The 23,080-nt window shown below is 65.7% G+C and carries 23 protein-coding genes; 10 read left to right on the forward strand and 13 right to left on the reverse strand.

The annotated features are described in order from the left end of the window. Positions 1-434 precede the first annotated feature (434 nt). The 4 genes from F3J10_RS09370 to F3J10_RS09385 all read left to right on the forward strand — a co-directional run bounded on the left by F3J10_RS09370 (position 435) and on the right by F3J10_RS09385 (position 4,191). Complete coding sequence (locus tag F3J10_RS09370; protein WP_167230052.1) at positions 435-1,652, forward strand: DUF2863 family protein; 1,218 nt, start codon at positions 435-437, stop codon at positions 1,650-1,652. Between the two features lie 181 nt (positions 1,653-1,833). Then, positions 1,834-2,670: a response regulator transcription factor gene (locus F3J10_RS09375; protein WP_025102299.1), complete on the forward strand. Its 837-nt coding sequence runs from the start codon at positions 1,834-1,836 to the stop codon at positions 2,668-2,670. Positions 2,671-2,730: 60 nt separating this feature from the next. Beyond that, entirely contained in the window at positions 2,731-3,405 is a 675-nt protein-coding gene (locus tag F3J10_RS09380) for an energy-coupling factor ABC transporter permease (RefSeq protein ID WP_025102298.1), read from the forward strand. A 165-nt stretch (positions 3,406-3,570) separates the two neighbouring features. Beyond that, complete coding sequence (locus tag F3J10_RS09385) at positions 3,571-4,191, forward strand: hypothetical protein (protein ID WP_167230055.1); 621 nt, start codon at positions 3,571-3,573, stop codon at positions 4,189-4,191. A gap of 109 nt (positions 4,192-4,300) precedes the next feature. Here the strand turns inward: F3J10_RS09385 and F3J10_RS09390 are convergent, their stop codons facing one another. Both F3J10_RS09390 and yaaA read right to left on the reverse strand, forming a co-directional pair. Then, positions 4,301-5,452 carry a M14-type cytosolic carboxypeptidase gene (locus tag F3J10_RS09390; protein ID WP_013698837.1) on the reverse strand — a complete coding sequence of 384 codons (1,152 nt, stop codon included), beginning with the start codon at positions 5,450-5,452 and terminating at the stop codon, positions 4,301-4,303. A gap of 69 nt (positions 5,453-5,521) precedes the next feature. Beyond that, the gene (yaaA, locus tag F3J10_RS09395) at positions 5,522-6,304 is read right to left on the reverse strand and encodes a peroxide stress protein YaaA (protein ID WP_167241943.1); all 783 of its coding nucleotides are present in this window, start codon (positions 6,302-6,304) and stop codon (positions 5,522-5,524) included. A gap of 57 nt (positions 6,305-6,361) precedes the next feature. Between yaaA and F3J10_RS09400 the strand changes: the two genes are divergently transcribed. Next, positions 6,362-6,862, forward strand: a complete 501-nt coding sequence (locus tag F3J10_RS09400) for a putative toxin-antitoxin system toxin component, PIN family (RefSeq protein WP_025102129.1) — start codon at positions 6,362-6,364, stop codon at positions 6,860-6,862. 59 nt (positions 6,863-6,921) lie between these two features. Further along, positions 6,922-8,094 (forward strand): pyridoxal phosphate-dependent aminotransferase, encoded by a 1,173-nt coding sequence (locus F3J10_RS09405; RefSeq protein WP_025102128.1) that lies wholly within the window; start codon positions 6,922-6,924, stop codon positions 8,092-8,094. A gap of 77 nt (positions 8,095-8,171) precedes the next feature. Here the strand turns inward: F3J10_RS09405 and F3J10_RS09410 are convergent, their stop codons facing one another. Next, entirely contained in the window at positions 8,172-8,825 is a 654-nt protein-coding gene (locus F3J10_RS09410; RefSeq protein ID WP_166913142.1) for a glutathione S-transferase, read from the reverse strand. Positions 8,826-9,006: 181 nt separating this feature from the next. Here F3J10_RS09410 and F3J10_RS09415 point away from each other — a divergent pair, with 181 nt between their 5' ends. The 4 genes from F3J10_RS09415 to F3J10_RS09430 all read left to right on the forward strand — a co-directional run bounded on the left by F3J10_RS09415 (position 9,007) and on the right by F3J10_RS09430 (position 12,977). After that, positions 9,007-9,798 (forward strand): enoyl-CoA hydratase, encoded by a 792-nt coding sequence (locus F3J10_RS09415; RefSeq protein ID WP_025102126.1) that lies wholly within the window; start codon positions 9,007-9,009, stop codon positions 9,796-9,798. Between the two features lie 7 nt (positions 9,799-9,805). Continuing rightward, positions 9,806-10,528, forward strand: coding sequence for a histidine phosphatase family protein (locus F3J10_RS09420; protein ID WP_167241944.1), 723 nt, complete (start codon positions 9,806-9,808; stop codon positions 10,526-10,528). A 26-nt stretch (positions 10,529-10,554) separates the two neighbouring features. Next, positions 10,555-11,661, forward strand: coding sequence for a phosphotransferase (locus tag F3J10_RS09425; protein ID WP_025102124.1), 1,107 nt, complete (start codon positions 10,555-10,557; stop codon positions 11,659-11,661). A 95-nt stretch (positions 11,662-11,756) separates the two neighbouring features. Next, positions 11,757-12,977, forward strand: coding sequence for an acyl-CoA dehydrogenase family protein (locus F3J10_RS09430; protein ID WP_166913144.1), 1,221 nt, complete (start codon positions 11,757-11,759; stop codon positions 12,975-12,977). 87 nt (positions 12,978-13,064) lie between these two features. Here the strand turns inward: F3J10_RS09430 and F3J10_RS09435 are convergent, their stop codons facing one another. From F3J10_RS09435 to nuoL, 10 genes are all read right to left on the reverse strand, one after another. Then, a complete protein-coding gene (locus F3J10_RS09435; protein ID WP_025102122.1) occupies positions 13,065-13,571 on the reverse strand; it encodes a MaoC family dehydratase in 507 nt (168 codons plus the stop codon). Then, on the reverse strand, positions 13,568-14,026 hold the full coding sequence (locus F3J10_RS09440) for a MaoC family dehydratase (RefSeq protein WP_017918096.1): 459 nt from the start codon (positions 14,024-14,026) through the stop codon (positions 13,568-13,570). The genes F3J10_RS09435 and F3J10_RS09440 overlap by 4 nt, the downstream gene beginning before the upstream one ends. A gap of 27 nt (positions 14,027-14,053) precedes the next feature. Beyond that, the gene (locus F3J10_RS09445) at positions 14,054-15,187 is read right to left on the reverse strand and encodes an acyl-CoA dehydrogenase (RefSeq protein WP_167241945.1); all 1,134 of its coding nucleotides are present in this window, start codon (positions 15,185-15,187) and stop codon (positions 14,054-14,056) included. 10 nt (positions 15,188-15,197) lie between these two features. Beyond that, positions 15,198-16,394 (reverse strand): acyl-CoA dehydrogenase family protein, encoded by a 1,197-nt coding sequence (locus tag F3J10_RS09450; RefSeq protein ID WP_025096457.1) that lies wholly within the window; start codon positions 16,392-16,394, stop codon positions 15,198-15,200. Between the two features lie 64 nt (positions 16,395-16,458). After that, entirely contained in the window at positions 16,459-16,887 is a 429-nt protein-coding gene (locus tag F3J10_RS09455) for a DUF1178 family protein (RefSeq protein WP_167241946.1), read from the reverse strand. A gap of 201 nt (positions 16,888-17,088) precedes the next feature. Further along, positions 17,089-17,679, reverse strand: a complete 591-nt coding sequence (locus tag F3J10_RS09460; RefSeq protein ID WP_025096458.1) for an NUDIX hydrolase — start codon at positions 17,677-17,679, stop codon at positions 17,089-17,091. Positions 17,680-17,716: 37 nt separating this feature from the next. Continuing rightward, positions 17,717-18,016: a DUF2818 family protein gene (locus F3J10_RS09465; RefSeq protein ID WP_013698852.1), complete on the reverse strand. Its 300-nt coding sequence runs from the start codon at positions 18,014-18,016 to the stop codon at positions 17,717-17,719. 1 nt (position 18,017) lies between these two features. After that, complete coding sequence (nuoN, locus tag F3J10_RS09470) at positions 18,018-19,475, reverse strand: NADH-quinone oxidoreductase subunit NuoN (protein WP_025096460.1); 1,458 nt, start codon at positions 19,473-19,475, stop codon at positions 18,018-18,020. Positions 19,476-19,514: 39 nt separating this feature from the next. Then, on the reverse strand, positions 19,515-21,008 hold the full coding sequence (locus tag F3J10_RS09475) for an NADH-quinone oxidoreductase subunit M (RefSeq protein ID WP_166913146.1): 1,494 nt from the start codon (positions 21,006-21,008) through the stop codon (positions 19,515-19,517). Between the two features lie 21 nt (positions 21,009-21,029). Next, positions 21,030-23,078 carry an NADH-quinone oxidoreductase subunit L gene (gene nuoL, locus F3J10_RS09480; protein WP_166913147.1) on the reverse strand — a complete coding sequence of 683 codons (2,049 nt, stop codon included), beginning with the start codon at positions 23,076-23,078 and terminating at the stop codon, positions 21,030-21,032. Positions 23,079-23,080 lie beyond the last annotated feature (2 nt).

The following is a 23,080-nucleotide window of genomic DNA, read 5'->3' on the forward strand; positions in this document are numbered from 1 at the left end:
TTTAAAGAGCGTTTCTGCGAAGTAACTTGGTTTCTTCAGCAGCGCTGCGTTTTCAGCAGCAGAGAAGCGAGATTATGATCAACATTTCGCAGCGCGTCAACTACTTTTTTCAGCGCCGCGATCAACACACTTCGTCGATCACTTCTCAGCTAAACGAATCAGCGGCCAACTGCTCAGGCGCTCGACTCATCCAACCTTGCTTCCTCTTTCGTGCCGCGTTTCCGTTAGCGCGAAAGAGGCGTGATTCTAAGCAGGCTTTAGCCAGCGCGCAAGGGGGAATCGAACATATTTTTTCGTCTCTCTCTCACCTCCCCCTCTCCTCGCTTCGCCAGCACGTACCGGAATTCTCGTAGCCGTCCGGACGACCCGCTGCTCCGCGCGGGAACCGACTAAAATGGCAGGTTCAAAGCACCCACCTCTAACTATCCAGATCTATGCGCCAGCGAACCGCCAAACGCCTCCCCCCCGATGCCGACAAACTGGTCGGCCTGTCGCTCGCGTTGTTCGCATCCGGCAGCCGTGTCGAGGACCGGTTCTGGGAAGCGAAGCTCGACGCGCTGCTCACGAAGGTGATCCGCAACGGCAATCAGACGACCCTCGACGCCGCGCTCGACCATCTGCAACAGAATCATCCCGATGCCTATGGCGCGCTCGCCGACATGGCGGAGACCCACAGCGAATCGCTGCTCGTCGAACACGAGGGGCAGACGCACGAAGCGCTGCTCGTCGCCGTGCCGATTCTCGCCTGGACGCGCTACATGATTCCGTCCGGGACGCTCAAGGCCGAGATCGCCGAGGTCCTGCGCACGCACCTGCAGGCACATGTGCTCGCGGAACAGACGCACGTCGCGCTCGCCCCCTTCCTCTACAGCATCGACCAATTGCCGCGCCATCACGTCGAGGCTTATCGCCTCACGCAGCAGCTCGCACAAGCCGCGCTCGGCGGCCAGGCGCCCCGCCTCAACTTCGGCGACCTGCCTGAAACCTCGCCGATCCTGGCCGACCCCCGCTTCCTGCTGGCCGTGGTCGCGACGCCGGCCGGCTCGCCGATGTTCCGCTGGCAGGAAGAAGAGCAAGGCGCGCGCATCGAACGCGGCCAGTGCCTCGAGCAATGGACCAGCCAGGGCGGCGGCAATCTGGCCAACGCGCTGCCGGGCTGCGAATTCGAATGCCTGCTGCCGGACGCCTATTACTCGGCATGCCGCGACGCCGACGAGCGCGTGCGCCCGCATACGGTTCGCACCGCCATCCGTTACCTGTTCGACACGATCGGCGCTGCCCCGCAGGAACTGCGGGCTGTCGTCGCAGGCTTCGGCGAGCGCCGCATCGACGAATACCGGATCGGCTTCACGCGACGCGGCAGCAACGACGTGATCTACGGCGTCGTGTGGCCGCTGTATGGACGCGAGAACGGCGACATCGCCGTGGAAGACACGATGGTCGATGCCGAGGCCCCGGTCGACGGCCCGATCGAGGAAATCGTCTCCCTGCTGAAGGATACGGGCGTGACCGACATCCGCCGTCACGCCGGCCGCTTCGAACCGGAATACTGCGACGATTGCGGCGTTCCGCTGTATGCCGACCCGCTCGGTGAAATCGTCCACGCCGAAATGCCGGAAGACGCCTCCCCCGCCCAGCCGCATTTCCATTGAGCCGGCACGCCGCCAGGCTGTTTCACAGCGACAAAGAGCCGCCCGCGAGGCGGCTCTTTTTTTTCACATACTTGCACCTCTTCCTATGACGTTCGGCTAGGCCGACGCGACGTAATCGTTTTGTCATCATGTTCGCGACGCTAATCGTCATCACGCTACAAACCAAACGAAGGAGGCAGCGATGAGATTCCTGGTGTTGAGTCCTGACGCGGAGCGCCGCGACGGCTTGAAGGCGTTGCTGCGGCAGATCGATCGGCACGGCGGCTACAACGATGCCAAGGATTGGCGGCAGGCCATGCGCGTCGTCAGGCAGCACAGCTTCGACATGATCATCGTCGACGCCCCGCACGGGCCTCGTCTCGGCGATCTGCGCGCGCTGTGCGAGGCCAGCGCGCCGACGCCCGTCGCGGTACTGGTCGACGATACGTCGGCCACGGCAGCCCAGGAACAGTTCGCGACCGGCGCGCAGGGCGTGGTTCCGCGCAGCATGGGCTCCCACCTCGTGATCCGGGCCTTCGAAATGGTGCTGCTGGGCGGTTACTACATACCGCCCGGTGCGCTCGATCTCATCGAGGCACGCCTGGCCGGCGATCGTTCAGTCCGTATCGCCAGGAAGATCCCCCTGCGCCGCCAACCGAGCACCGGCGTCCTCTCACCCAGGCAAGCGCAGATCATGCGTTTCGTGCACATGGGCAACACGAACAAAATGATTGCCCGCACGCTCGGCATCAGCGAAGGCACGGTCAAGATCCATCTCGCCAGCATTTTCCAGCAGCTCGGCGCGGCCAACCGTGCCGCCGCCGTGGCAATCTACAACGGCTGGCTGCCGCCGCATCTGGAGGTGCTCGCGACGGCCCGCCAGACCCAGTCGCGCCCCTTGTTCGGCTCACCAGGCTCGATTCCGCCATCCCCACGCGCAAGCCGCAGGAAATATCCGCTGGTTGCCTACGAGGGGCCGCAGATCCCGGTACCCATGGCGGCCGAGCCGGAGCCGACGACGCCGAAACGCAACACCTGAGTCGGCGCCGGGCGTCGAATCGGTTCCCATTTTTCAGCGTCAACGAGTAATATTCGAAGCATGGGCTTCCTCTACACGCCGCTTCCGCTCTGGGTCGCCGTCGGTGGCTGGATCGCCGCCGCGGCGGCGCTCGCGCTCGCGTCGTGGAAGCGTCCGTTCAGCCGCCTCAAGGATCCGACACTGCAGCACGTCTGGTGTGCGCTGATCGCCACGATCACCGTGCTCTGGGCTTCGAACGCCTGGCTCGACGACGGCCTCGTCATGCATCTGCTCGGCGCGACGCTGATCGCGACCCTGTTCGACTGGACGCTCGCCTTGATCGCGATGGGCGCCGTCACCGGCATCGCGGCCATCGTCTTCGATGCGAGCTGGCAGGGTGTCGGCCTGACCTATCTCGTCTACGGCGCCCTGCCGGTTGCCATTTCGACGCTGTTCCAGCGTGCCGCGGTTGCCTGGCTGCCCCACAACCTCCCGACCTTCATCGTCGGCCAGGGCTTCATCGCCCCAGCCGTCACCATCGGCGTCGTGGCCGCCGCAGCGGCAGGCGTGCAGATCGGCATCGCCGACGGCTCGGCCCTGGTGATTCCGGCCGGTTATGGCTTGAACACGCTGCTGCTCGCACTCGGCGAGGCCTGGTTCACCGGCATGGCCACCGCCCTGATCGCGATCTACCGGCCGGCCTGGGTGACCACCTTCGATGTGCGTCGCTACCGTCTCGGCGGCCCTCGCGCCTGAAAATATCCGCTGCGGCTCGGGCAATCGTGCCGGCTCGGTTCGCGAGCCGGCACTTTCGACCAGGCAAACAGCAGCATGTCAAAAAAATTGCGCTAAGATTGAACTCTTCGCCTTCGTCGGGCATCTTACGTGCCCGGCGACTCAATTCCGCACTCTCGAATCCTGATGGACAGCTTCCCCGCCCAGCGTCTATTCGGCGCGTTCGGCAAGCTGGCAGCCTGTGTCGCAGGCCTGTCGCTTGCGCTTTCCGCCCCCGCCTTCGCCGACCTGCTCGATCAGCGCACCGAACTGATCAACAAATACGTCACCGAAATGCATGCCGATCCGCTCGTCGCCGACTGCGCCGCGCACGGCAATTTCATTGCGAGCACATCGAGTGCATTCGATCACGTCGAATTCCCGCCCAGCGCATTCGACAGCGGCAATGCCACGATCACCCCCTGGAACGACTCGTTCGACGAGGGCAAGCAGCGCATCAAGGTCGACAGCATCGTGACGGTCGAAGGTCTCGGTATTTCGCAGAACGGTGGTGACCCGGCCAGCCTGAAATTCCGCTGCGGCTATGTCGGCAGCCAGATGCTCGCCTTCAGCTGGAACGACCCGGTCCCTCCCGCCAGGCCGCGCGCCGAGCGCAGCAGTTCGTCGAAGCGGCAATTGCACGGTGGTCATCGCGGCAAGGGCAAGGCCAAGGCGAGCGGCAAGAGCACTCGCAAATCGGCAACGGTGAAGAAATCGACGACGAGCAAGAAAGCCGTCAAGAAGAAGAGCACGGCGAAGAAATCCTGAGCTCCGGCGCCCTCGCGGCGCGTCACGATCGGCTTTTCATGCAAAAGGCCGGAATGCGTCGACATTCCGGCCTTTTGTTTTGCGCATTCAACGCCGAGGCATCGTCTCCTCAGGCAAAGCGCTGCAGATGGTTCAGGATCGGCAGCAGCATCGAGGCACCGAGCGCCGCGCTGCGCTCGCCGTTCCAGCCGACGCGCTCGTCCGGCAGGTTGGCGTTGTCCTTGAACGGCATTTCGAGCGTCAGCGACAGGCAGCCGAAGGCGTGGCCGATGTATTTCGAGGCCAGCTTGAGCGCATCCTCGCGATACTTGCTGGCCGCATAACCATGCTCGTCCTGGAAATCGGGGCTTGCCTGCTTGAACGCGGCGATGAACGCGTCCTGCTCCTCGCGCTGGCGATCGGTGAAGCCGGGCAGCATTTCCGAACCAGCCACGAACACGTAGGGCAGGTCCTCGTCGCCGTGGATGTCGAAGAACATGTCGCAGCCGATCGCGTGGATCGCATCGCGCACCACCAGCACTTCGGGGCTGCGCGCCGCGTCGGGTTCCATCCACTCGCGGTTCAGGTTGGCGCCGACCGCGTTGGTGCGCAGGTTGCCGTGCACGCTGCCGTCGGGATTCATGTTCGCGACGATATAGAAGGTCGCGTGATCGTAGAGCTTGCGCGCCACCGCGTCGCCCGCCCAGTCGCCCCAGCCCGCCAGACGCTTGACCAGCCCTTCCACGAACCATTCGGCCATCGATTCGCCGGGATGCTGGCGCGCGATGACCCATACCTTCTTCTTGCTGCCATCCTCGTCGGGCGTGCCGAGCACGAGCAGGGACATCGGCCGCCCCTCGACGGTGCGACCCAGCTCGACCACGTTGGCCTGCGGCATCTGCTGGATCGCGCCGAGGAATTCCGAATGACGCTCCTCGCCATAGGGCTCGAAGTAGGCGTAATAGATGCTGTCGAATTCCGGCGTGTGATCGATCGTCATCACCTTGCCGTCGAAATCGGTCGGCACGCGAAACCAGTTCACGCGGTCATAGCTCGCCGCTGCGCGATAACCGCGCCAGCCCGCCGGGTAGGCGCTCTCGTGCGCGTTCTCGAAACGCATCACGCAGCGCTCGCCGCGCGCGCCCGACAGGCGGAAATAGAACCATTGCGCGAACTCGGATTGATTGTCGCCGCGAATCCGCAGGCGGATCTCCTCGGGACGCTCGCAGGACACGACGTCGATCGCGCCGGCATCGAACTGGGTGGAAATCGAGAGAGTCATCTTGTCTCCAGGTAGCCGCGCCCTCTTGAGGCACGGGATCAGATCGGAACCTCGGGGACGGCGCGTGGATTACGCGCCGATCCGCCGACGGAACACATAGGTGGAATCGTTCGAGGCCTCGGCGTCGAAGGCATACCCTTCCTCGGCGAAGTCCTTCAAATTCTCGGCCGACGCGATGCGCCGGGTCACCGCGTAACGCGCCATCAGACCGCGCGCGCGCTTGGCGTGGAAGCTGATGATCTTGTAGCGGCCGCCCTTCCAGTCCTCGAACACCGGCGTGACGACCGGCGCGTCGAGCAGCTTCGGCTTCACCGACTTGAAGTACTCGGTCGAGGCGCAGTTCACGAGCACGCGTGCGTCGCCATCGCGCGAGGCCAGTTGCGTGTTCAAGGCCCGCGTGATGCGCTCGCCCCAGAAGGCATAGAGATCCTTGCCGCGCGGATTCTGGAAACGCGTGCCCATCTCGAGCCGATACGGCTGCAGCAGGTCCAGCGGGCGCAGCAGCCCGTAGAGGCCGGACAGCACGCGCACATGCTGCTGGGCATAGTCGAGGTCGGAGGCGGACAAGGTCCGCGCGTCGAACCCCTCGTAGACATCGCCATTGAAGGCGAGCACCGCCTGCTTGGCGTTGGCGGCCGTGAACTGGCGCGACCAATCCGCGTAACGCTGGAAGTTGAGACGGGCCAGCGGGTCCGAAATGTCCATCAGCGTGGAAATCTGCTGCGGCGACAGTTTCCGCAATCCCTCGATCAGCTCGGCCGCGTCTTCGATGAAGTCGGGCAGCGTGTGGGTCGGAATATGGGGCGGGGTCTCGTAATCGAGCGATTTCGCGGGAGAGAGAACGATTATCATAGAGGCTCGCCGGCACGCGGTGCGGTGCCGTCAGACGAAAACCACCGATTGTAACGAATGCCCAGCCCCAACGCTCCGCGAGACGGGCACCGCGTGGTGCTCGACTCGAACGTCTGGATCGACATCCTCGTGTTCGACGACCCCGCCGTGCGCCCGATCCGGGCCGCGCTCGAGAACGGCAGCCTGGTTGCCCTGATCGACGCGCGCTGCCTGAACGAACTCGAGCACGTGCTCGACTATCCGCAATTCGCCTCGCGCGCGCTCGACAAGGCCGCAGCGCTGGCCACCGTCGCCCGGCTCTCGCAAGCGGCCGACGGCTCGGCCCCGCTGCCCGAGGACGCGCCGCCGCTGCCGAAGTGCAAGGACCGCGACGACCAGAAATTCCTCGAACTCGCCCGGGCCGTCGATGCCGACTGGCTCGTGTCGAAAGACCGCGCGCTGCTGAAGCTCTCGCGCCGCACCGAACGCGACTTCCACTTCCGGATCGCGCAGCCGGCACCGTTCGTGAGCGCCTGCGGGCTCGAACCCGCCGAACCCACCGAGCCGACGCCGGCCTGAAGGCCGCAGCCCGCGCCGCGCTCGGCCCCGTCCACCCCATCGCATCCGCCCGACACACGATGAACGCACCGTCCGCCTCGCCCGTCACGCCCGCCATCGTTTCCCGCCTGCCGCAGGTCGGCACCACGATCTTCACGGTCATGAGCGCGCTCGCGGCCGAAAAGGGCGCGGTCAACCTGGGCCAGGGCTTCCCCGATTTCCATTGCGATCCGAGGATCATCGAGGCGGTCGCCGAGGCGATGCGCGACGGCCACAACCAATATCCGCCGATGACGGGCGCCGCGCCGCTGCGCGAGGCGATCGCCGACAAGATCGAACGGATCTACGGCCGCCGCTACGACGCGGCCAGCGAGATCACCGTCACGGCCGGCGCGACGCAGGCGCTGCTGACGGCGATCCTCTGCGCGGTCCACCCCGGCGACGAGGTGATCGTGGTCGAGCCGACCTACGACAGCTACCTGCCCTCGATCGAACTCGCCGGCGGCAAGCCGGTGTTCGTCACGCTGGAAGCGCCCGACTACGCGATCCCCTTCGACAAGCTGGCGGCCGCGATCACGCCGAAGACGCGGCTGATCCTGATCAACACGCCGCACAACCCGACCGGCACGGTCTGGCGCGAATCGGACATGCGCCAGCTCGAGGAGATCGTGCGCGGCACCGAGGTGCTGATCCTGTCGGACGAGGTCTACGAGCACATGGTCTACGACGGCGAGCGGCACGAGAGCGTGGCGCGCTACCCGGAACTCGCGGCGCGCAGTTTCATCGTCTCGAGCTTCGGCAAGACCTATCACGTGACGGGCTGGAAGGTCGGCTACGTCGCCGCGCCGGCAGCGCTGACGGCCGAATTCCGCAAGGTCCACCAGTTCAACGTGTTCACCGTCAACACGCCGATGCAGGCCGGGCTCGCCAGCTACCTGCGCGATCCCGAGCCCTACCTGACGCTGCCGGCGTTCTACCAGAAGAAGCGCGACCTGTTCCGCGCCGGGCTCGCCTCGACGCGCTTCAAGCTGCTGCCCTGCGCCGGCACCTACTTCCAGTGCGTCGATTATTCGGCGATCAGCGACCTGCCCGAGGCGGAATTCGCCAAGTGGCTGACCGCCGAGATCGGGGTTGCCGCGATCCCCGTGTCGGCCTTCTATCACGAGCCGCACGAATCGGGCGTGGTGCGCTTCTGCTTCGCCAAGCGCGAAGACACGCTCGCGACCGCGCTGGAGCGCCTCTCGCGGCTCTAAGCGGGCCGCGCGGCGCCGGCAGCTTCCCGAGTTCGCGCCGCGGCTGCCCTGGCCCCAGCCCGCGCAGCCGCCCTGGCCTAGCGCCTGGCGCCGTTCGCCTCGAGATAAGCCTTGCGATCGGCCGTCACGCGCTGCGCGGCGGGACGCTCGCCCACCAGCTTCGAATACGCCTTCCAGTCGATTCCCGCCTCGACCACCAGATCGCGGCCATACACGGCCTTGGTCGCGAGCCCCACGATCGGCAGGTGGATATAGGCGGCCACGTCGGCCATCCCGTAGGTCTCGCCGAGCACGTAGGGCGCGAAGCGCGTCATCTTGCGAAACGCGGCCAGCGCGCCGACCAGGCGCTTCTCGACGCGCCGCTGCGTCTCCTCGCTGGCCGTGCCGCCGAAAAATGCCAGCCCGTACAGGCTGCGCGCGACCCATTCGAGATACAGTTCGACGAAGACGGTGATCTCCCGCACCTTGGCCGCCTCGAACGGATCGGCCGGGAACAGGCCCTTCTCCGGATAACGCGCGGCAAGGTACTCGACGATCGCCTGCGATTCCGACAGCGAGCCGTGCTCGGTGCGCAGGAACGGCACCTTGCCGAACGGCGAGGCGTCGAGCGCCTCGTCACCGCTCAGCGGCAGCGTATGAATCTGCTCCTCGAAATCGATCTCGTGATCGAGCAGCACCAGCTTCACCTTGTTGTAGTAGTTCGATAAGGGCAAACCACAGAGCTGCAGCATCATCGTTCTCCTGTCCTGACGGGTTCGAGGCGCGAGCCCTGCTCGTGAAATCCGCGGCTCGTCGCGACATGCCGAATAGCACGTTCGTGCTAGTCTAAAGCACTTCGCAGCCCCGACCACCGGACGCGCGTTCATGCATTCGCCGCGCCGGCCAAAAGACCGACATCCTGGAGACATCCGCATGAGCGCCGAACTGCTCGCGTCCCGCCCCGCCGAAAGCGAATCGACCCTGGTCTTGACGCTATCGAATCCGGGCGCGCGCAACGCCCTGCATCCCGACATGTACGCGGCCGGCCTCGAGGCGATGAACACCGCCGAGCGCGATCCCTCGATCCGCAGCGTGGTGCTGACCGGCGCGGATCGCTTCTTCTGCGCCGGCGGCAACCTGAACCGGCTGCTCGAGAATCGCGCCAGGGATCCCGCGGTGCAGGCCGCCAGCATCGACCTGCTAGGCGAATGGATCACCGCGATCCGGACCGTCACCAAGCCGGTGATCGCGGCGGTCGAAGGCGCGGCCGCCGGGGCCGGTTTCTCGCTGGCGCTGGCCTGCGACCTGGTCGTCGCCGCCGAGGACGCGAAATTCGTGATGTCCTACGCGCGCGTCGGACTCACGCCGGACGGCGGCGGCTCCTGGTTCCTGGCCCGTGCACTGCCGCGCGCGCTGGCCACTGAAATCCTGATCGAGGGCAAACCAATCGTGGCCCAACGCCTGCATGATCTCGGCGTCGTCAATCGCCTCGCGCGTGCCGGCTCGGTGCTCGGCGAAACGCTGGCCTGGGCCGACGAGCTCGGCCGCATCTCGCCGAACGCCGTCACGCGCGTGAAGGCCTTGCTCGCCGACGCGCCCGAGCAGCCGCTCGCGGCGCACCTGGTGGCCGAGCGCGATCATTTCGTCGCCTCGCTCCATCATGCCGACGGGCTCGAAGGCATCACCGCCTTCCTAGAGAAACGGCCGCCCGTCTATTCCCGATGATCCCAGGATGACCACTATCTATACCCTGCCGACTCGCCGCCGCATCTACCTGATGCGACATGGCGACGTCACCTATTTCGATGCCCGGCAACAGGCGATCGACCCGGACGCGGTACCGCTCAACGAACTCGGCCGGGCCCAGGCCCGCGCGGCCGGCCGCGCCTTCGCCGCGCAATCGATCCGCTTCGACCGCGTGATCACCAGCGGCCTGAATCGCACCATCGAAACGGCCTCGCTCGTGCTCGCGGAAACCGGGCAGGCGATCGACGTCGAGATCGAACCGGCATGGCGCGAAATCCGCGGCGGCCATCTTGCCGACCTGCCGCCGGAGGATGTCGAGGCGGCCTTTATCGGCGCCTTCCACGGCATCGTCCCCGAACACGTGCCCTTCCTCGGCGGCGAAACCATCGGCGAGCTGATCGATCGCGTGCTGCCGCCGCTCGCGGCGCTGCGCGCCGATCCCGGCTGGGACACCGCGCTGCTGGTGCTGCACGGCGGCGTCAACTGCGCGCTGCTGTCCCATGCCACGCTGCCCGAGCAGCGGCTGTTCATCGGACGCTTCGCGCAATCGACCGCCTGCATCAACGTGCTCGACGTCGGCCAGCATGCGCACGACTGGGTGATCCGGCAACTCAACTACACGCCGCCCGATGCGCTGCATCGCGACGCTCGCAACACCGTCATGGAAGTGCTCTATCACCAGTTCGTTCAGGCCAACGCGGGAAGCTGAACCCGCGCGGCGCCCCGGAGGCAAGGATGAGGCAAGCGCAGCAAGGAGCGGCAAAGCCGGACGATTATTCGGCCTTCGAGGGCACAGCGCCGGTCAGCGCGGCCCAGCACATCGACACCGCGGCGCTCGACACCTGGCTCGCCGCCCATGTGAGTGGGTATGCGGGCCCGCTCTCGATCGAGCAGTTCCGCGGCGGGCAGTCGAACCCGACCTTCAAGCTCGTCACGCCGACGCGCCGCTATGTGCTGCGCGCCAAGCCGGCGCCGGTCGCCAAACTGCTGCCCTCGGCCCACGCGATCGAGCGCGAGTACCGCGTGATGGCCGCGCTCGCCGATACCGACGTGCCGGTGCCGCGCATGCTCGCACTCTGCGAGGACGAATCGGTGATCGGCCGCGCCTTCTACGTGATGAGCTGCGTCGAGGGGCGGGTGCTGTGGGATCCTGCGCTGCCCGGCATGACGCAAGCCGAGCGCGCCGCCCACTACGACGAGATGAATCGCGTGATCGCCGCGCTGCACCGGCTCGACCCGCAGGCGCTCGGGCTCGGCGACTATGGCAAGCCCGGCAATTACTTCGCGCGCCAGATCGGGCGCTGGAGCAAGCAGTACGCCGCCTCGGAAACCGAGCCGATCGAGGCCATGCACCGGCTGATCGAATGGCTGCCGCAGCATATCCCGGCCGCCGACGCGGCCCGACAACGCAGCGCCATCGTCCACGGCGACTTCCGGCTCGACAACCTGATCTTCGCGCCCGACGCGCCGCGCGTGCTGGCCGTGCTCGACTGGGAACTCTCCACGCTCGGCGATCCGCTCGCCGATTTTTCCTATCACTGCATGACCTGGCACACCGAGCCGGGACGATTCCGCGGCATCGGCGGGCTCGACCTGGCCGCGCTCGGCATCCCCGACGAACGTCACCACATCGCCAGCTATGTCGAGCGCACCGGCTTCACGATCGAGGGCGACTGGCATTTTTATCTCGCCTACAACATGTTCCGGATCGCCGCGATCCTGCAAGGCATCATGAAGCGCGTGGCCGATGGCACCGCCTCCAGCGCGCGTGCGCTCGACGCCGGCCGGCAGGCACGGCCGATGGCGGAACTCGCCTGGCGCTACGCCCAGCAAGTGCGCTGAACACGGCGGGCTCGGCAGCACATCGAGCCCGGCCGATTCTTCGTTCCGGTTCTTCGTTCCGATTCCGATCGACGCCCTACTCCAGCGAGGTGGCAATGGAATTCGATTACTCCCCCAAGGCCGAGGTCCTGCGCGAGCGGCTGCTCGCCTTCTTCGACACCCACATCTATCCGAACGAGCGCGTGTTCCATGAGGAGATCGCGCGCAACCGGCGCGACGGCAACGCCTGGCGCGCGGTCGGCCTGCTCGACACGCTGAAGGACGAGGCGCGCGCGGCCGGGCTATGGAACCTGTTCCTGCCCGAATCCGATCGCGGCGCCGGCCTGTCGAACCTCGACTACGCGCCGCTCTGCGAAATCATGGGGCGCGTGCCCTGGGCGCCCGAGGTCTTCAACTGCAACGCGCCCGACACCGGCAACATGGAAACGCTCGAGCGCTACGCCAGCGACGATCAGAAACGCGAGTGGCTCGAGCCCCTGCTCGACGGCACGATCCGCTCGGCCTTCCTGATGACCGAGCCGGAAGTGGCTTCGTCGGATGCCACCAATATCCGCACGCGCATCGAGCGCGACGGCGACAGCTACCTGATCAACGGCCACAAATGGTGGTCCTCGGGTGCCGGCGATCCGCGCTGCAAGCTCTATATCGTGATGGGCAAGACCGATCCCGAGGCGCCGCGCCATGCGCAGCAGTCGATGATCCTGGTGCCGTCCAATGCGCCCGGCATCACCGTGCATCGGCCGTTGAACGTGTTCGGCTACGACGACGCCCCGCACGGCCATATGGAGATCACGCTGGAGAACGTCCGGGTGCCGGCCGACAACCTGCTGCTCGGCGAGGGGCGAGGGTTCGAGATCGCGCAGGGCCGTCTCGGCCCGGGGCGCATCCATCACTGCATGCGCCTGATCGGGCTCGCCGAGCGCGCGCTGGAGCTGATGTGCCGGCGCACGCTGCAGCGCGTCGCCTTCGGCAAGCCGATCGCGCAGCAGACCGTGACCCAGGAGCGGATCGCCGAGGCGCGCTGCCTGATCGACCAGGCGCGCCTGCTGACGCTCAACGCGGCCTGGAAGATGGACAAGGTCGGCAACAAGGAGGCGCGCCGCGAGATCGCGATGATCAAGGTGGTCGCGCCGAACATGGCCTGCCAGGTGATCGACTGGGCGATCCAGGCGCATGGCGGCGGCGGCGTCAGCGACGATTTTCCGCTGGCCTACGCCTATGCCTCGGCACGCACGCTGCGTTTTGCCGACGGCCCCGACGAAGTCCACCGCAACGCGATCGCCAAGCTCGAACTCGCGCGCTACTCGGCAGCCTAGATGCGCAACGGCGGGACGGCGCCTGCGCGCCGCCCCGCCGTTCGGGCATGCCTTGGGCGGCAGCCGCGCCGCCTGCCGCCCGGAACTTCAGAACAGGTGCAAGGTGACGAACTCGGCCGCGCAGGCCAGCGCCGGCTCGCCCGACGAGTCGACCTGCACCGCGACCGACCAGGTGCATTGCAGGCCGCCCTGCTTGCCGTCGATCGCCGTCTTCACCGCGAACAGCCCGCGCACCTTCGCGCCGACCGGCACCGGCCGCAGGAAGCGCACGCGGTTCAGCCCGTAGTTCACACCCATCTTCTGCTCGAATTCGATCGCATCGGTCATCAGCGCCGGGATCAGGGACAGCGTCAGGAAGCCGTGCGCGATCGGGCCGCCGAACGGCGATTCGCGCGAGGCCCGCTCGGGATCGACGTGGATCCATTGATGATCGTTGGTCGCGTCGGCGAACTGGTTGACGCGCGACTGCTCGATCACGATCCACTCGCTCGCGAAACCATCCGCGCCGACCAGCGCGCGCAGCGCCTCGATGGACGCGATGCGCGGCCGCTCGGGCCGCTGCCCAGGCTGCTTCTCCGTCGAATCGCCGCTCATGCGCCCGCCTGCGGATTGCGCAGCCCGAAAATCACCTTGGAGCGCACCGTGATCACGGTTTCGCCGCTCTCGTCGGTGCCGACCCACTCCGTCGTCACGATGCCGCGATCGGGACGGCTCGCCGACAGCCGCTTGTCGAGGATCCGCTGCTGCATCGTGATGGTCGCGCCGGCGCGCACCGGCTTGATCCAGCGGATCTCCTCGATGCCGGGCGAGCCCATGCTGGTCGAGTCGTGCAGCACGTTGCGCACCAGCATGCCCATGAACACCGAGCAGGTGTGCCAGCCGCTCGCCACCAATCCGCCGAACGGCGAGGCCTTGCCGGCCGCCTCGTCGAGATGGAACGGTTGCGGATCAAAGCGCTGCGCGAATTCGATGATCTCGTCCGGCGTGAACGTGTGTTTGCCGACCTCGGTCAGCCCGCCGACTTCCAGATCCTCATAGCCGATCGTCATACCCATCTCCTGTCAGTTTGCGTGCTCTCAGGCCGCATCGTATTCGAAAAAATCCGGCAGCGAGGCAAATCGCGCCGTGTGGTGATCGACATCGCCGAGCGTCAGGTCGATGATCGACAGTCGCTTGAACAGATGGGCCGCCGCGACCTCGTTGGTCATGCCCATCCCGCCATGCAGCTGGATCGCCTGCTGCCCGACGAAACGCGCGGCTTGCCCCACCCGCACTTTCGCGGCGGATACCGCGCGGCGCCGTTGATCGGCGTCGTCGTCGGCATAGCGCAGCGCCGCCAGATAAGCCAGCGAGCGAGCCTGCTCGGTGTGGATCAGCATGTCGACCATGCGGTGCTGCAGCACCTGGAAACGCGCGATCGGCGTGCCGAACTGCTCGCGCGTGCGGGTGTAGTCGAGCGTCGCGCGATTGAGCGCGTCCAGCGCGCCGATCGCCTCGGCACAGAGCAGCACGATACCGTAATCGGCGATCCGCTCCAGCGTTTCGGCACCGCGGCTGCCGTCGACGAGCCGGCGCGCGGGCGCGTTCGAGAAACGCAGCGTCGCCGCGCGCTGGCCGTCGATGGTTCGGTAATCCTCGACATCGGCACCGGCGGCACCGCGCTCGACCAGGAACAACGCGATCGCGCCATCGGGCTGCCGGGCCGGCACGATCCAGGCCTGCGCCTGGGCGCCGTGGCGAACCAGCGCCTTGCTGCCGCTGAGCCGGAAGCCGTCTCCGGCCGACTCCGCACGCGAATCGATGGCGAGCAGTTCGTAGCGCGCGCCGGGTTCGTCGAAGGCAACCGCCAGGCGCGCCTCGCCGCCGGCCACGCGCGCCAGCAGCGCTCGATCGGCTTGATGCTCGCTGGCCGCGAGCCGCAGCGCCTCGGCGCCGACCGCCGTCGCCCAATACGGCTCGACCACCAGCGCGGCGCCCAACGCCTGCATGGCCACCAGCATGTCGAGCGCGCCGCCGCCCAGGCCGCCGCTCGCCTCCGGTACCGGCAAGGCGGTCAGCCCCAGCTCCGCGAACGCCCGCCATTGCTCGTCGGATACGCCCTCGCGCGAGGCGACGATCGCCTGGCGCGTCTCGAAACCGTAGCGCTGGCCGAGATAACGGCGCAACGCGTCGGCGAATTGCTGCTGTTCTTCGCTGAAAGTGAAGTCCATGCGTCGCTCCTCAGAGGCCCAGGATCATCTGCGCGATGATGTTCTTCTGGATTTCGTTCGACCCGCCGTAGATCGAGGTCTTGCGGAAATTGAAGTAATAGGCGGCAAGCGGTGCCGCGTCGTCGTCGCCGCTCACCGCGCGATCGCGCTCTCCGTCGAGGAAGGCCGGATCGAACGGCGCGGCGAGCGGCCCGATCGCATCGACCATCAGCTCGGTCAGCGCCTGCTGGATCTCGGAGCCCTTGATCTTCAGCATCGAGGCCTCGGGGCCCGGCCCGCGCCCGCTCGCTTCCTGGCTGACCACGCGCAGCGCGGTCACCTCCAGCGCCATCAGGTCGATTTCCAGCGAGGCCACGCGGGCGGCGAACACCGGATCCTCCAGCAGGGAGCGGCCGTTGCGGCGCTGCCCGGCCGCGATGCGCTTGAGGAAGCGCAGTTCACGCTTCGAGGTGCCGACGCGCGCGATGCTGGTGCGCTCGTGGCCGAGCAGGTACTTGGCATAGGTCCAGCCGCGGTTCTCCTCGCCGACGAGGTTCTCGACCGGCACCAGCACGTCCTCGAAGAACACCTCGTTGACTTCGTGCTCCTCGTCGAGCGTGATGATCGGCCTCACCGTGATGCCCGGCGTCTTCATGTCGATCAGCAGGAAGGAAATGCCCTCCTGCTTCTTCACGGCCGTATCGGTGCGCACCAGGCAGAACATCATGTCGGCATATTGGCCGAGCGTGGTCCAGGTCTTCTGGCCGTTGACGAGATAGTGATCGCCGCGCCGTTCGGCGCGCGTGCGCAGCGAGGCGAGGTCGGAACCCGAGCCGGGCTCGGAGTAACCCTGACACCACCAGTCGCTGCCATCGAGGATGCGCGGCAGATAGTGGCGCTTCTGGGCCTCGTTGCCATATTTCATCAGCACCGGCCCGACCATCGACACGCCGAAGGTCAGCGGCGACGGCGTGCCCGCGCGGGCACACTCCTCGTCCCAGATGAAGCGCCGCGTCGCGTCCCAGCCCGGGCCGCCGTATTCGACGGGCCAGGCGGGCGCCGACCAGCCGCGCGTCGCGAGCCGGCGATGCCAGTCGAGATAATCCTCGCGGGACAGACGTTTGTGATTGAGTACCTTGTCGCGCAGCGTGCGAGGCAGGTTGGCCTCGAGCCAGGTGCGAACTTCGACGCGGAACGCGTCGTCGGCGGGGGAATGGTCCAGATCCATGCGCATGTCTCCTGGCCGCGAGCCGGAGCGGCCGGCTGGAGACGACGCGCCGATCAGGAGACGATCATTGCAGCGGCTCTTTCAGTGCGGCCGGCACCGGTAGCGGCATCACGTCGATGCCTTCCTCGACGAGGGCGCGCGCATCCTCGGCCGAGGTCACGCCGCGAATATTGCGCGCGGGCGCCTCGTTGTAATGGATGCGTCGCGCTTCCTCGGCGAAGCGCTCGCCCACGTTCTCGGTCTTGTCCAGTACCTCGCGCAAGGCGCGCATCAGCTGCGCCTGCATCCGCCGCGGATCGGTTGCCGGCGCCTGTTCCTTCGTCGCGCCTGACAGGTTCAGGCGCGGCGCCGACGGCATCCTGCTGATTTCGGTCGCCCCGCAAACCGGACATTCGACCAGCTTGCGGGACAGCTGCGATTCGAAATCATCGGAAGACGCAAACCAGCCTTCAAAGCGATGGCCGTGCGTGCACTGTAAATCGAGGACCTTCATGCTGAATCGGGGCGTCTCGGGAGTGTACGCCCAATCGGAAGATTTAAGAACGACCGTGCTAAATCACGATCGAAATTCTCCGGGACGAGCCCGGACTGGCTGGATTGTAACGTGCGGGGGAATTTGGCGCCGAAGGTGGGTTCGGCGATGCGCGGCGGCAAGCACGGCCTCGCATCGCCGGGAATCAGCCGCTGCGTTTTATCAGGCGTGCTCGGCCGCGCCGAGCGGCCAGCTTCCCGACAAGGCTTTCTCCAGCCACATGGTGCCGATGATGGTCTTCACGTCGCTGATCTGGCCGGTGCGGATCCATTCGAGCAGTTCGGGCACGGTGGCCGTGAAGGTCTCGAGGAATTCGCCCTCGTCGAGCTGGCGCTCGCCGGCCGTCAGGCCCTTCGCGAGATAGATGTCGATGAATTCGGTCGAGTAGGAAATGATCGGGTGAATGCGCGTCAGGTAGAAATACTCGCGCGCCGTATAACCGGTTTCCTCGCGCAGTTCGCGCACCGCGCAAGCCAGCGAGCCTTCCTGCGGATCGAGCTTGCCGGCCGGATACTCGGCCATCACCTTGCCGATCGGATAGCGGAACTGGCTTTCCATCAGCACGCGGCCATCGTCGAACAACGGGATCACCATCACGGCGCCCGGATGGCGGATGTATTCGCGCGTCGCGTGCTTGCCGTCGGGCAGGCGCACCGTATCGCGCTTCACTTTCAGGAAATGGCCGTCGAGAATGGATTCGCTTTCGACGCAGACTTCGGTCAGTTTGTCGTCGTGATTCGGTAATTCGGCCATCGTCGGCTCCAAGGTTGGACGCGACGGCCGAGCGCCGTCAGCGTCGTTTGACGAGATACTGGAACGTGAAGCCGGGGAACGCGAACACCACGAACAGGCTGAAGGTGATCGCATAGAACTGCCAGCCCTGTTCGAAGCGGTTGCCGGCGCGGGACTCGAGCCAGAAGCCGAGCACGCCGACCACGAAGTACAGCACGATCATCTCGGCGATCCGCCACCACCCGCTCTTGCGGGCAGCGGCGCCGACCGGGATGAAGGCGAAGGCCCGCTGATTCACGAACGGCAGGTTGGCGCCCAGCAGCGCCAACAACACGATGAACCAACCGGCTGCCGACATTTCAGAGCGGCAGCGTATGGCTGATGGCCTGCAGGCAGACCTCCATCAGCTGGCCCGGCATGATGCCGAGCACGAGCACGGCCAGGCCGTTGAGCAGCAGCACCGCGCGGTTCGCCGTGTCGCTCATGATCGGGTTCGTATCCTGCGGCGCATCGAAGTACATCAGCTTCACGATACGCAGATAGTAGAACGCGCCGAACAACGAACTGATGACACCGAGGATCGCGAGCCAGGTCAGGCCGGCGTTGATGGTGGCCTCGAGCACCGCGAGCTTGGCGTAGAAGCCCACCGTCGGCGGAATGCCGGCCAGCGAGAACATCATCAGCATCATCACGAAGGCGAACACCGGGCTGCGCTTGTTGAGGCCCTTGAAATCCTCGAGCGTTTCCGCCTCGAAATCGCGGCGCGCCAGCAGCATCACGATGCCGAAGGCGCCGAGCGTGGTGAGCAGGTAGACGATCGAGTAGAACATCGCCGAGCTGTAGGCGGTGGCCGTGAAGGCCGGGCTGCCCTTCACCACGCCCGAGAGCAGGCCGAGCAGCACGAAGCCCATGTTCGAGATCGCCGAGTAGGCCAGCATCCGCTTGACGTTGCGCTGGACGATACCGGTGATGTTGCCGACGATCAGCGACAGCGCCGCCAGGATCACCAGCATCTGCTGCCAGTCCGCCGCCAACGGCAGCAGGCCCATCACCAGGAAGCGCAGGCCCCAGGCGAAGGCCGCCACCTTCGGGCCGCCGCCGGTCATGAGCGACATCGCCGTGGGCGCGCCCTGGTAGACGTCGGGCACCCACATGTGGAACGGCACCGCGCCGAGCTTGAAGGCCACGCCGGCGATGATGAAGATCACGCCGAACAGCAGCACGATATTGTTGATGCGCCCCGAGGCGACGGCATTGAGCACGTCCTGCAGCTCGAGCGAGCCGGTGGCGCCATAGACCATCGAGATGCCGTACAGCACGAAGCCGGAAGCCAGCGCGCCGAGCACGTAGTACTTCATTGCCGCTTCACTCGACTGGGCACCGTCGCGGCGCAGCGCGATCAGCGCGTAGAGCGACAGCGACATCAGTTCGAGGCCGAGGTAGAGCGTCAGGAAGTTGTTGCCCGAGATCATCACCAACTGGCCGAGCAGCGAGAACATCCCGAGCAGGAACACGTCGCCGCGGAACAGGCCCCGGTCCGACAGGTAGCGCCGCGAGTAGATCATCGAGGCCGCGAAGCCGATCGACACGACCGCCTTCATCACGCTCGAGAAGGCGTCGACCACCACCATCCTCGAGAAGAAGTAGTACTGGTGCGGGTCGAGCGCCTGGAACGCGAACCACACACCGGCGACAACGGACGAGACGACCGCGATCAGGTACGTGAGACGGCGGCCGGACTCGCCGGAGAGGGTGTCGTTGATCCACGCCAGAATGATGGCGAGCATCACGAGCGCGTCGGGCAACAAGGCATTCATAGGTGCGTTTTGCATGGTCTTGGTTTCCTCCGCCCACACTTACTGCTGGGCCAGCGGCAGCTTGGATTGCGCAACGTGAGAGAGGAGATTTTCTACGGAAACGTGCATCACGTCGGTGAAGGGCTTGGGATACAGGCCCATCAGCAGCGTGAACGCGGCCAGCACGGCGAGCATCGAGAATTCGCGCGCGCCGATGTCCTTCAGCGTCGTTACCTTCTCGTTGACCACCTTGCCGAAATAGACGCGCTTGTACATCCACAGCGTGTAGCCCGCGCCGAGAATCAGCGTGAGGCCCGCGCCGAACGCGATCCAGAAATTGAACTTCACCGAGGCGAGGATCACCATGAACTCGCCGACGAAGCCCGAGGTGCCGGGCAGGCCGCAGTTCGCCATCGCGAACAGCAAGGCGAAGGTGGCGAACTTCGGCATCACGTTCACCACCCCGCCGTACTCGGCGATATTGCGCGTATGCAGGCGATCGTACAACACGCCGATGCAAAGGAACATCGCGCCGGACACGAAACCGTGCGAGATCATCTGCACGATCGCGCCCTCGATGCCGAGCTGGCTGAAGATGAAGAAGCCGAGCGTGACGAAGCCCATGTGGGCAATCGACGAATAGGCGACCAGCTTCTTCATGTCGGTCTGCACCATCGCGACCAGGCCGATGTAGATCACGGCAATCAGGGACAGCACGATCACGACCGGGGCCAGATAGTGCGCCGCATCGGGCGTGACGGGCAGGGAGAAGCGCAGGAAGCCGTAGGCGCCGAGCTTGAGCATGATCGCCGCCAGCACCACCGAGCCGCCGGTCGGCGCCTCGACGTGCGCGTCGGGCAGCCAGGTGTGGACCGGCCACATCGGCACCTTCACCGCGAAGGCGAGGAAGAACGCCCCGAACAGCAGCAACTGCGGCGTCATCGCCAGCTTGGCGCCCTGCCAGGCGGCGAGGTCGAAGGTATGCGTCTCGCGGTACAGGTAGATCAGCGCGATCAGCATCAGCAGCGAGCCGGCCAGCGTGTAGAGGAAGAACTTGAAGGCCGCGTAGACGCGGTTCGGGCCGCCCCAGACGCCGATGATGATGTACATCGGGATCAGCGTGGCCTCGAAGAACACGTAGAACAGCAGGCCGTCGGCCGCCGAGAACACCCCGATCATGATGCCCGAGAGCATCAGGAACGACGCCAGGTACTGCGAGACGTTATCGGTGATGACTTCCCAGCCGGCCACCACCACGATGACCGTGATCAGCGCCGTGAGCACGACGAACCACATCGAGATGCCGTCGACGCCGAGGTGATACGAAACATTGAAGCGGTCGATCCAGATCGCGTTCTCTTCGAACTGAAGAGCCGCGGTGCTCGGATCGAAACCGGTGATGAGCGGAATCGTGACTGCAAACCCGAGCAGCGAACCGATCAGCGCGACCCAGCGGGCCACGCCGGGCTTCCGGTCGGTGCCCACGGCCAGGATGAGCAGGCCAAACACGATCGGAAGCCAAATGGCGGTACTGAGAATCGGAAATGCGGGCATGAGTGGGTTCCTCTCCTTTTCTTATTTGCCGCCGAGCGTAACAAACAGGGTAAGGAGACCCAACATGCCAATGATCATCGCGAACGCGTAGTGATAGATGTAGCCGGACTGCAGGAAGCGGATCACGCCGGCGAACCAGCTGACGAATCGCGCGCTCCCGTTGACGATTCCATCGATCACCACGACGTCGCCCTCTTTCCACAGGCCCCGGCCGACCGCGACCGAGCCCCTGGCGAACACGACCTCGTTGATCTTGTCCATGTAGTATTTGTTGTCAAGCAGCGTATAGATCGGACCGGCCGCGCGGCGGATAGCCGCCGAAAGGTCCGGGCGCTTCAGATACAGGAACCAGGCAACGACCACGCCTGCGAGCGCGAGCCAGGCCGGCAGGCCCGACACCGAATGCAGGCCCATCGCGGCCCAGCCGTGGAATTCATCGGCCATCTCGGCGAGCGCCGGATGGTTCTGGCCGATGAAGATCACCTTGTCGAACGCCACGCCGTGCTGGAAGAAGTCGCCGAACAGCATCGGGCCGATCGCCACGCCGCCGATCAGCACGGACGGAATCGCGAGCAGCACCAGCGGCACCCAGACGACCCACGAGGTCTCGTGCGGTTCATGTGCGTGATCGTCGTGGCCGTGCGCGTCATGCCCATGCCCTTGCGCGGCGGCCTTGCCCATCGGCGAATCGGGATGCTTCGGCTTGCGGAAGCGCTCCTCGCCGTGGAACACCAGGAAATACATGCGGAACGAGTACAGCGCCGTCACGAACACGCTCGCGACCACCGCGAAGTACGCGAAACCCGAACCCGGCAGATGCGAGAGCTTGACCGCATCGATGATCGAGTCCTTCGAGTAGAAGCCCGAGAAGAACGGCGTGCCGATCAGCGCCAGCGAGCCGATCAGCGAGGTGATCCAGGTGATCGGCATGTACTTGCGCAGGCCGCCCATGTTGCGGATGTCCTGGTCGTGGTGCATGCCGATGATGACCGAGCCCGCCGCGAGGAACAGCAGCGCCTTGAAGAAGGCGTGCGTCATCAGGTGGAACACGGCGACCGGGTAGGCCGACACGCCCAGCGCGACCGTCATGTAGCCGAGCTGCGAGAGCGTCGAGTACGCGACCACGCGCTTGATGTCGTTCTGGATCACGCCGAGGAAGCCCATGAACAGCGCGGTGATGGCGCCGATCACGGTGATGAAGGAGAGCGCGGCGTCCGACAGCTCGAACAGCGGCGACATACGCGTGACCATGAACACGCCGGCCGTCACCATGGTGGCCGCGTGGATCAGCGCCGAGATCGGCGTCGGGCCTTCCATCGAATCGGGCAGCCAGACGTGCAGCGGGAACTGCGCCGACTTGCCCATCGCGCCGATGAACAGGCAGATGCAGGCCACCGTCAGCAGGCCCCAGTCGGTGCCCGGGAAGTGCATCGCGGCCAGCGCGTTGCTCTTGGCGAACACCTCGCCGTAGTTCATCGAGCCGCCGTAGGCCAGCAGCAGGCCGATGCCGAGCAGGAAGCCGAAATCGCCGACGCGGTTGACGATGAACGCCTTCATGTTGGCGTAGATCGCGCTTTCCCGCGTGTAGTAGAAACCGATCAGCAGGTAGGACACGAGGCCGACCGCCTCCCAGCCGAAGAACAGCTGGAGGAAGTTGTTGCTCATCACGAGCATCAGCATCGAGAACGTGAACAGCGAGATGTAGGAGAAGAAGCGCTGGTAGCCGTCCTCCTCTTCCATGTAGCCGATCGTGTAGATGTGCACCATCAGCGAGACGAAGGTGACCACCACCATCATCATCGCGGTCAGCGAATCGACGAGGAAGCCGATCTCGAGCTTGAGCGGCCCGACCTGCATCCATTCGTAGATGGTGGCATTGAAGCTCGCGCCGTCCATCACCTGCAGGAACACCAGGCAGGACAGGACGAAGGAGATCAGGACGCCGAGGATGGTCACGCGGTGCGCGCCCTTGCGGCCGACGGTATTGCCGAACAGGCCGGCGATGATCGAGCCGGCGAGCGGCGCCAGCGGGATCGCCAGCAGCGTGGTTTCGTTGAGTGTGGTCGACATAG

Origin of the sequence: Burkholderia sp. Cy-637 (assembly GCF_011753175.1) — a bacterium.
In the GTDB taxonomy this organism is placed as follows: Bacteria; Pseudomonadota; Gammaproteobacteria; order Burkholderiales; family Burkholderiaceae; genus Burkholderia; species Burkholderia gladioli.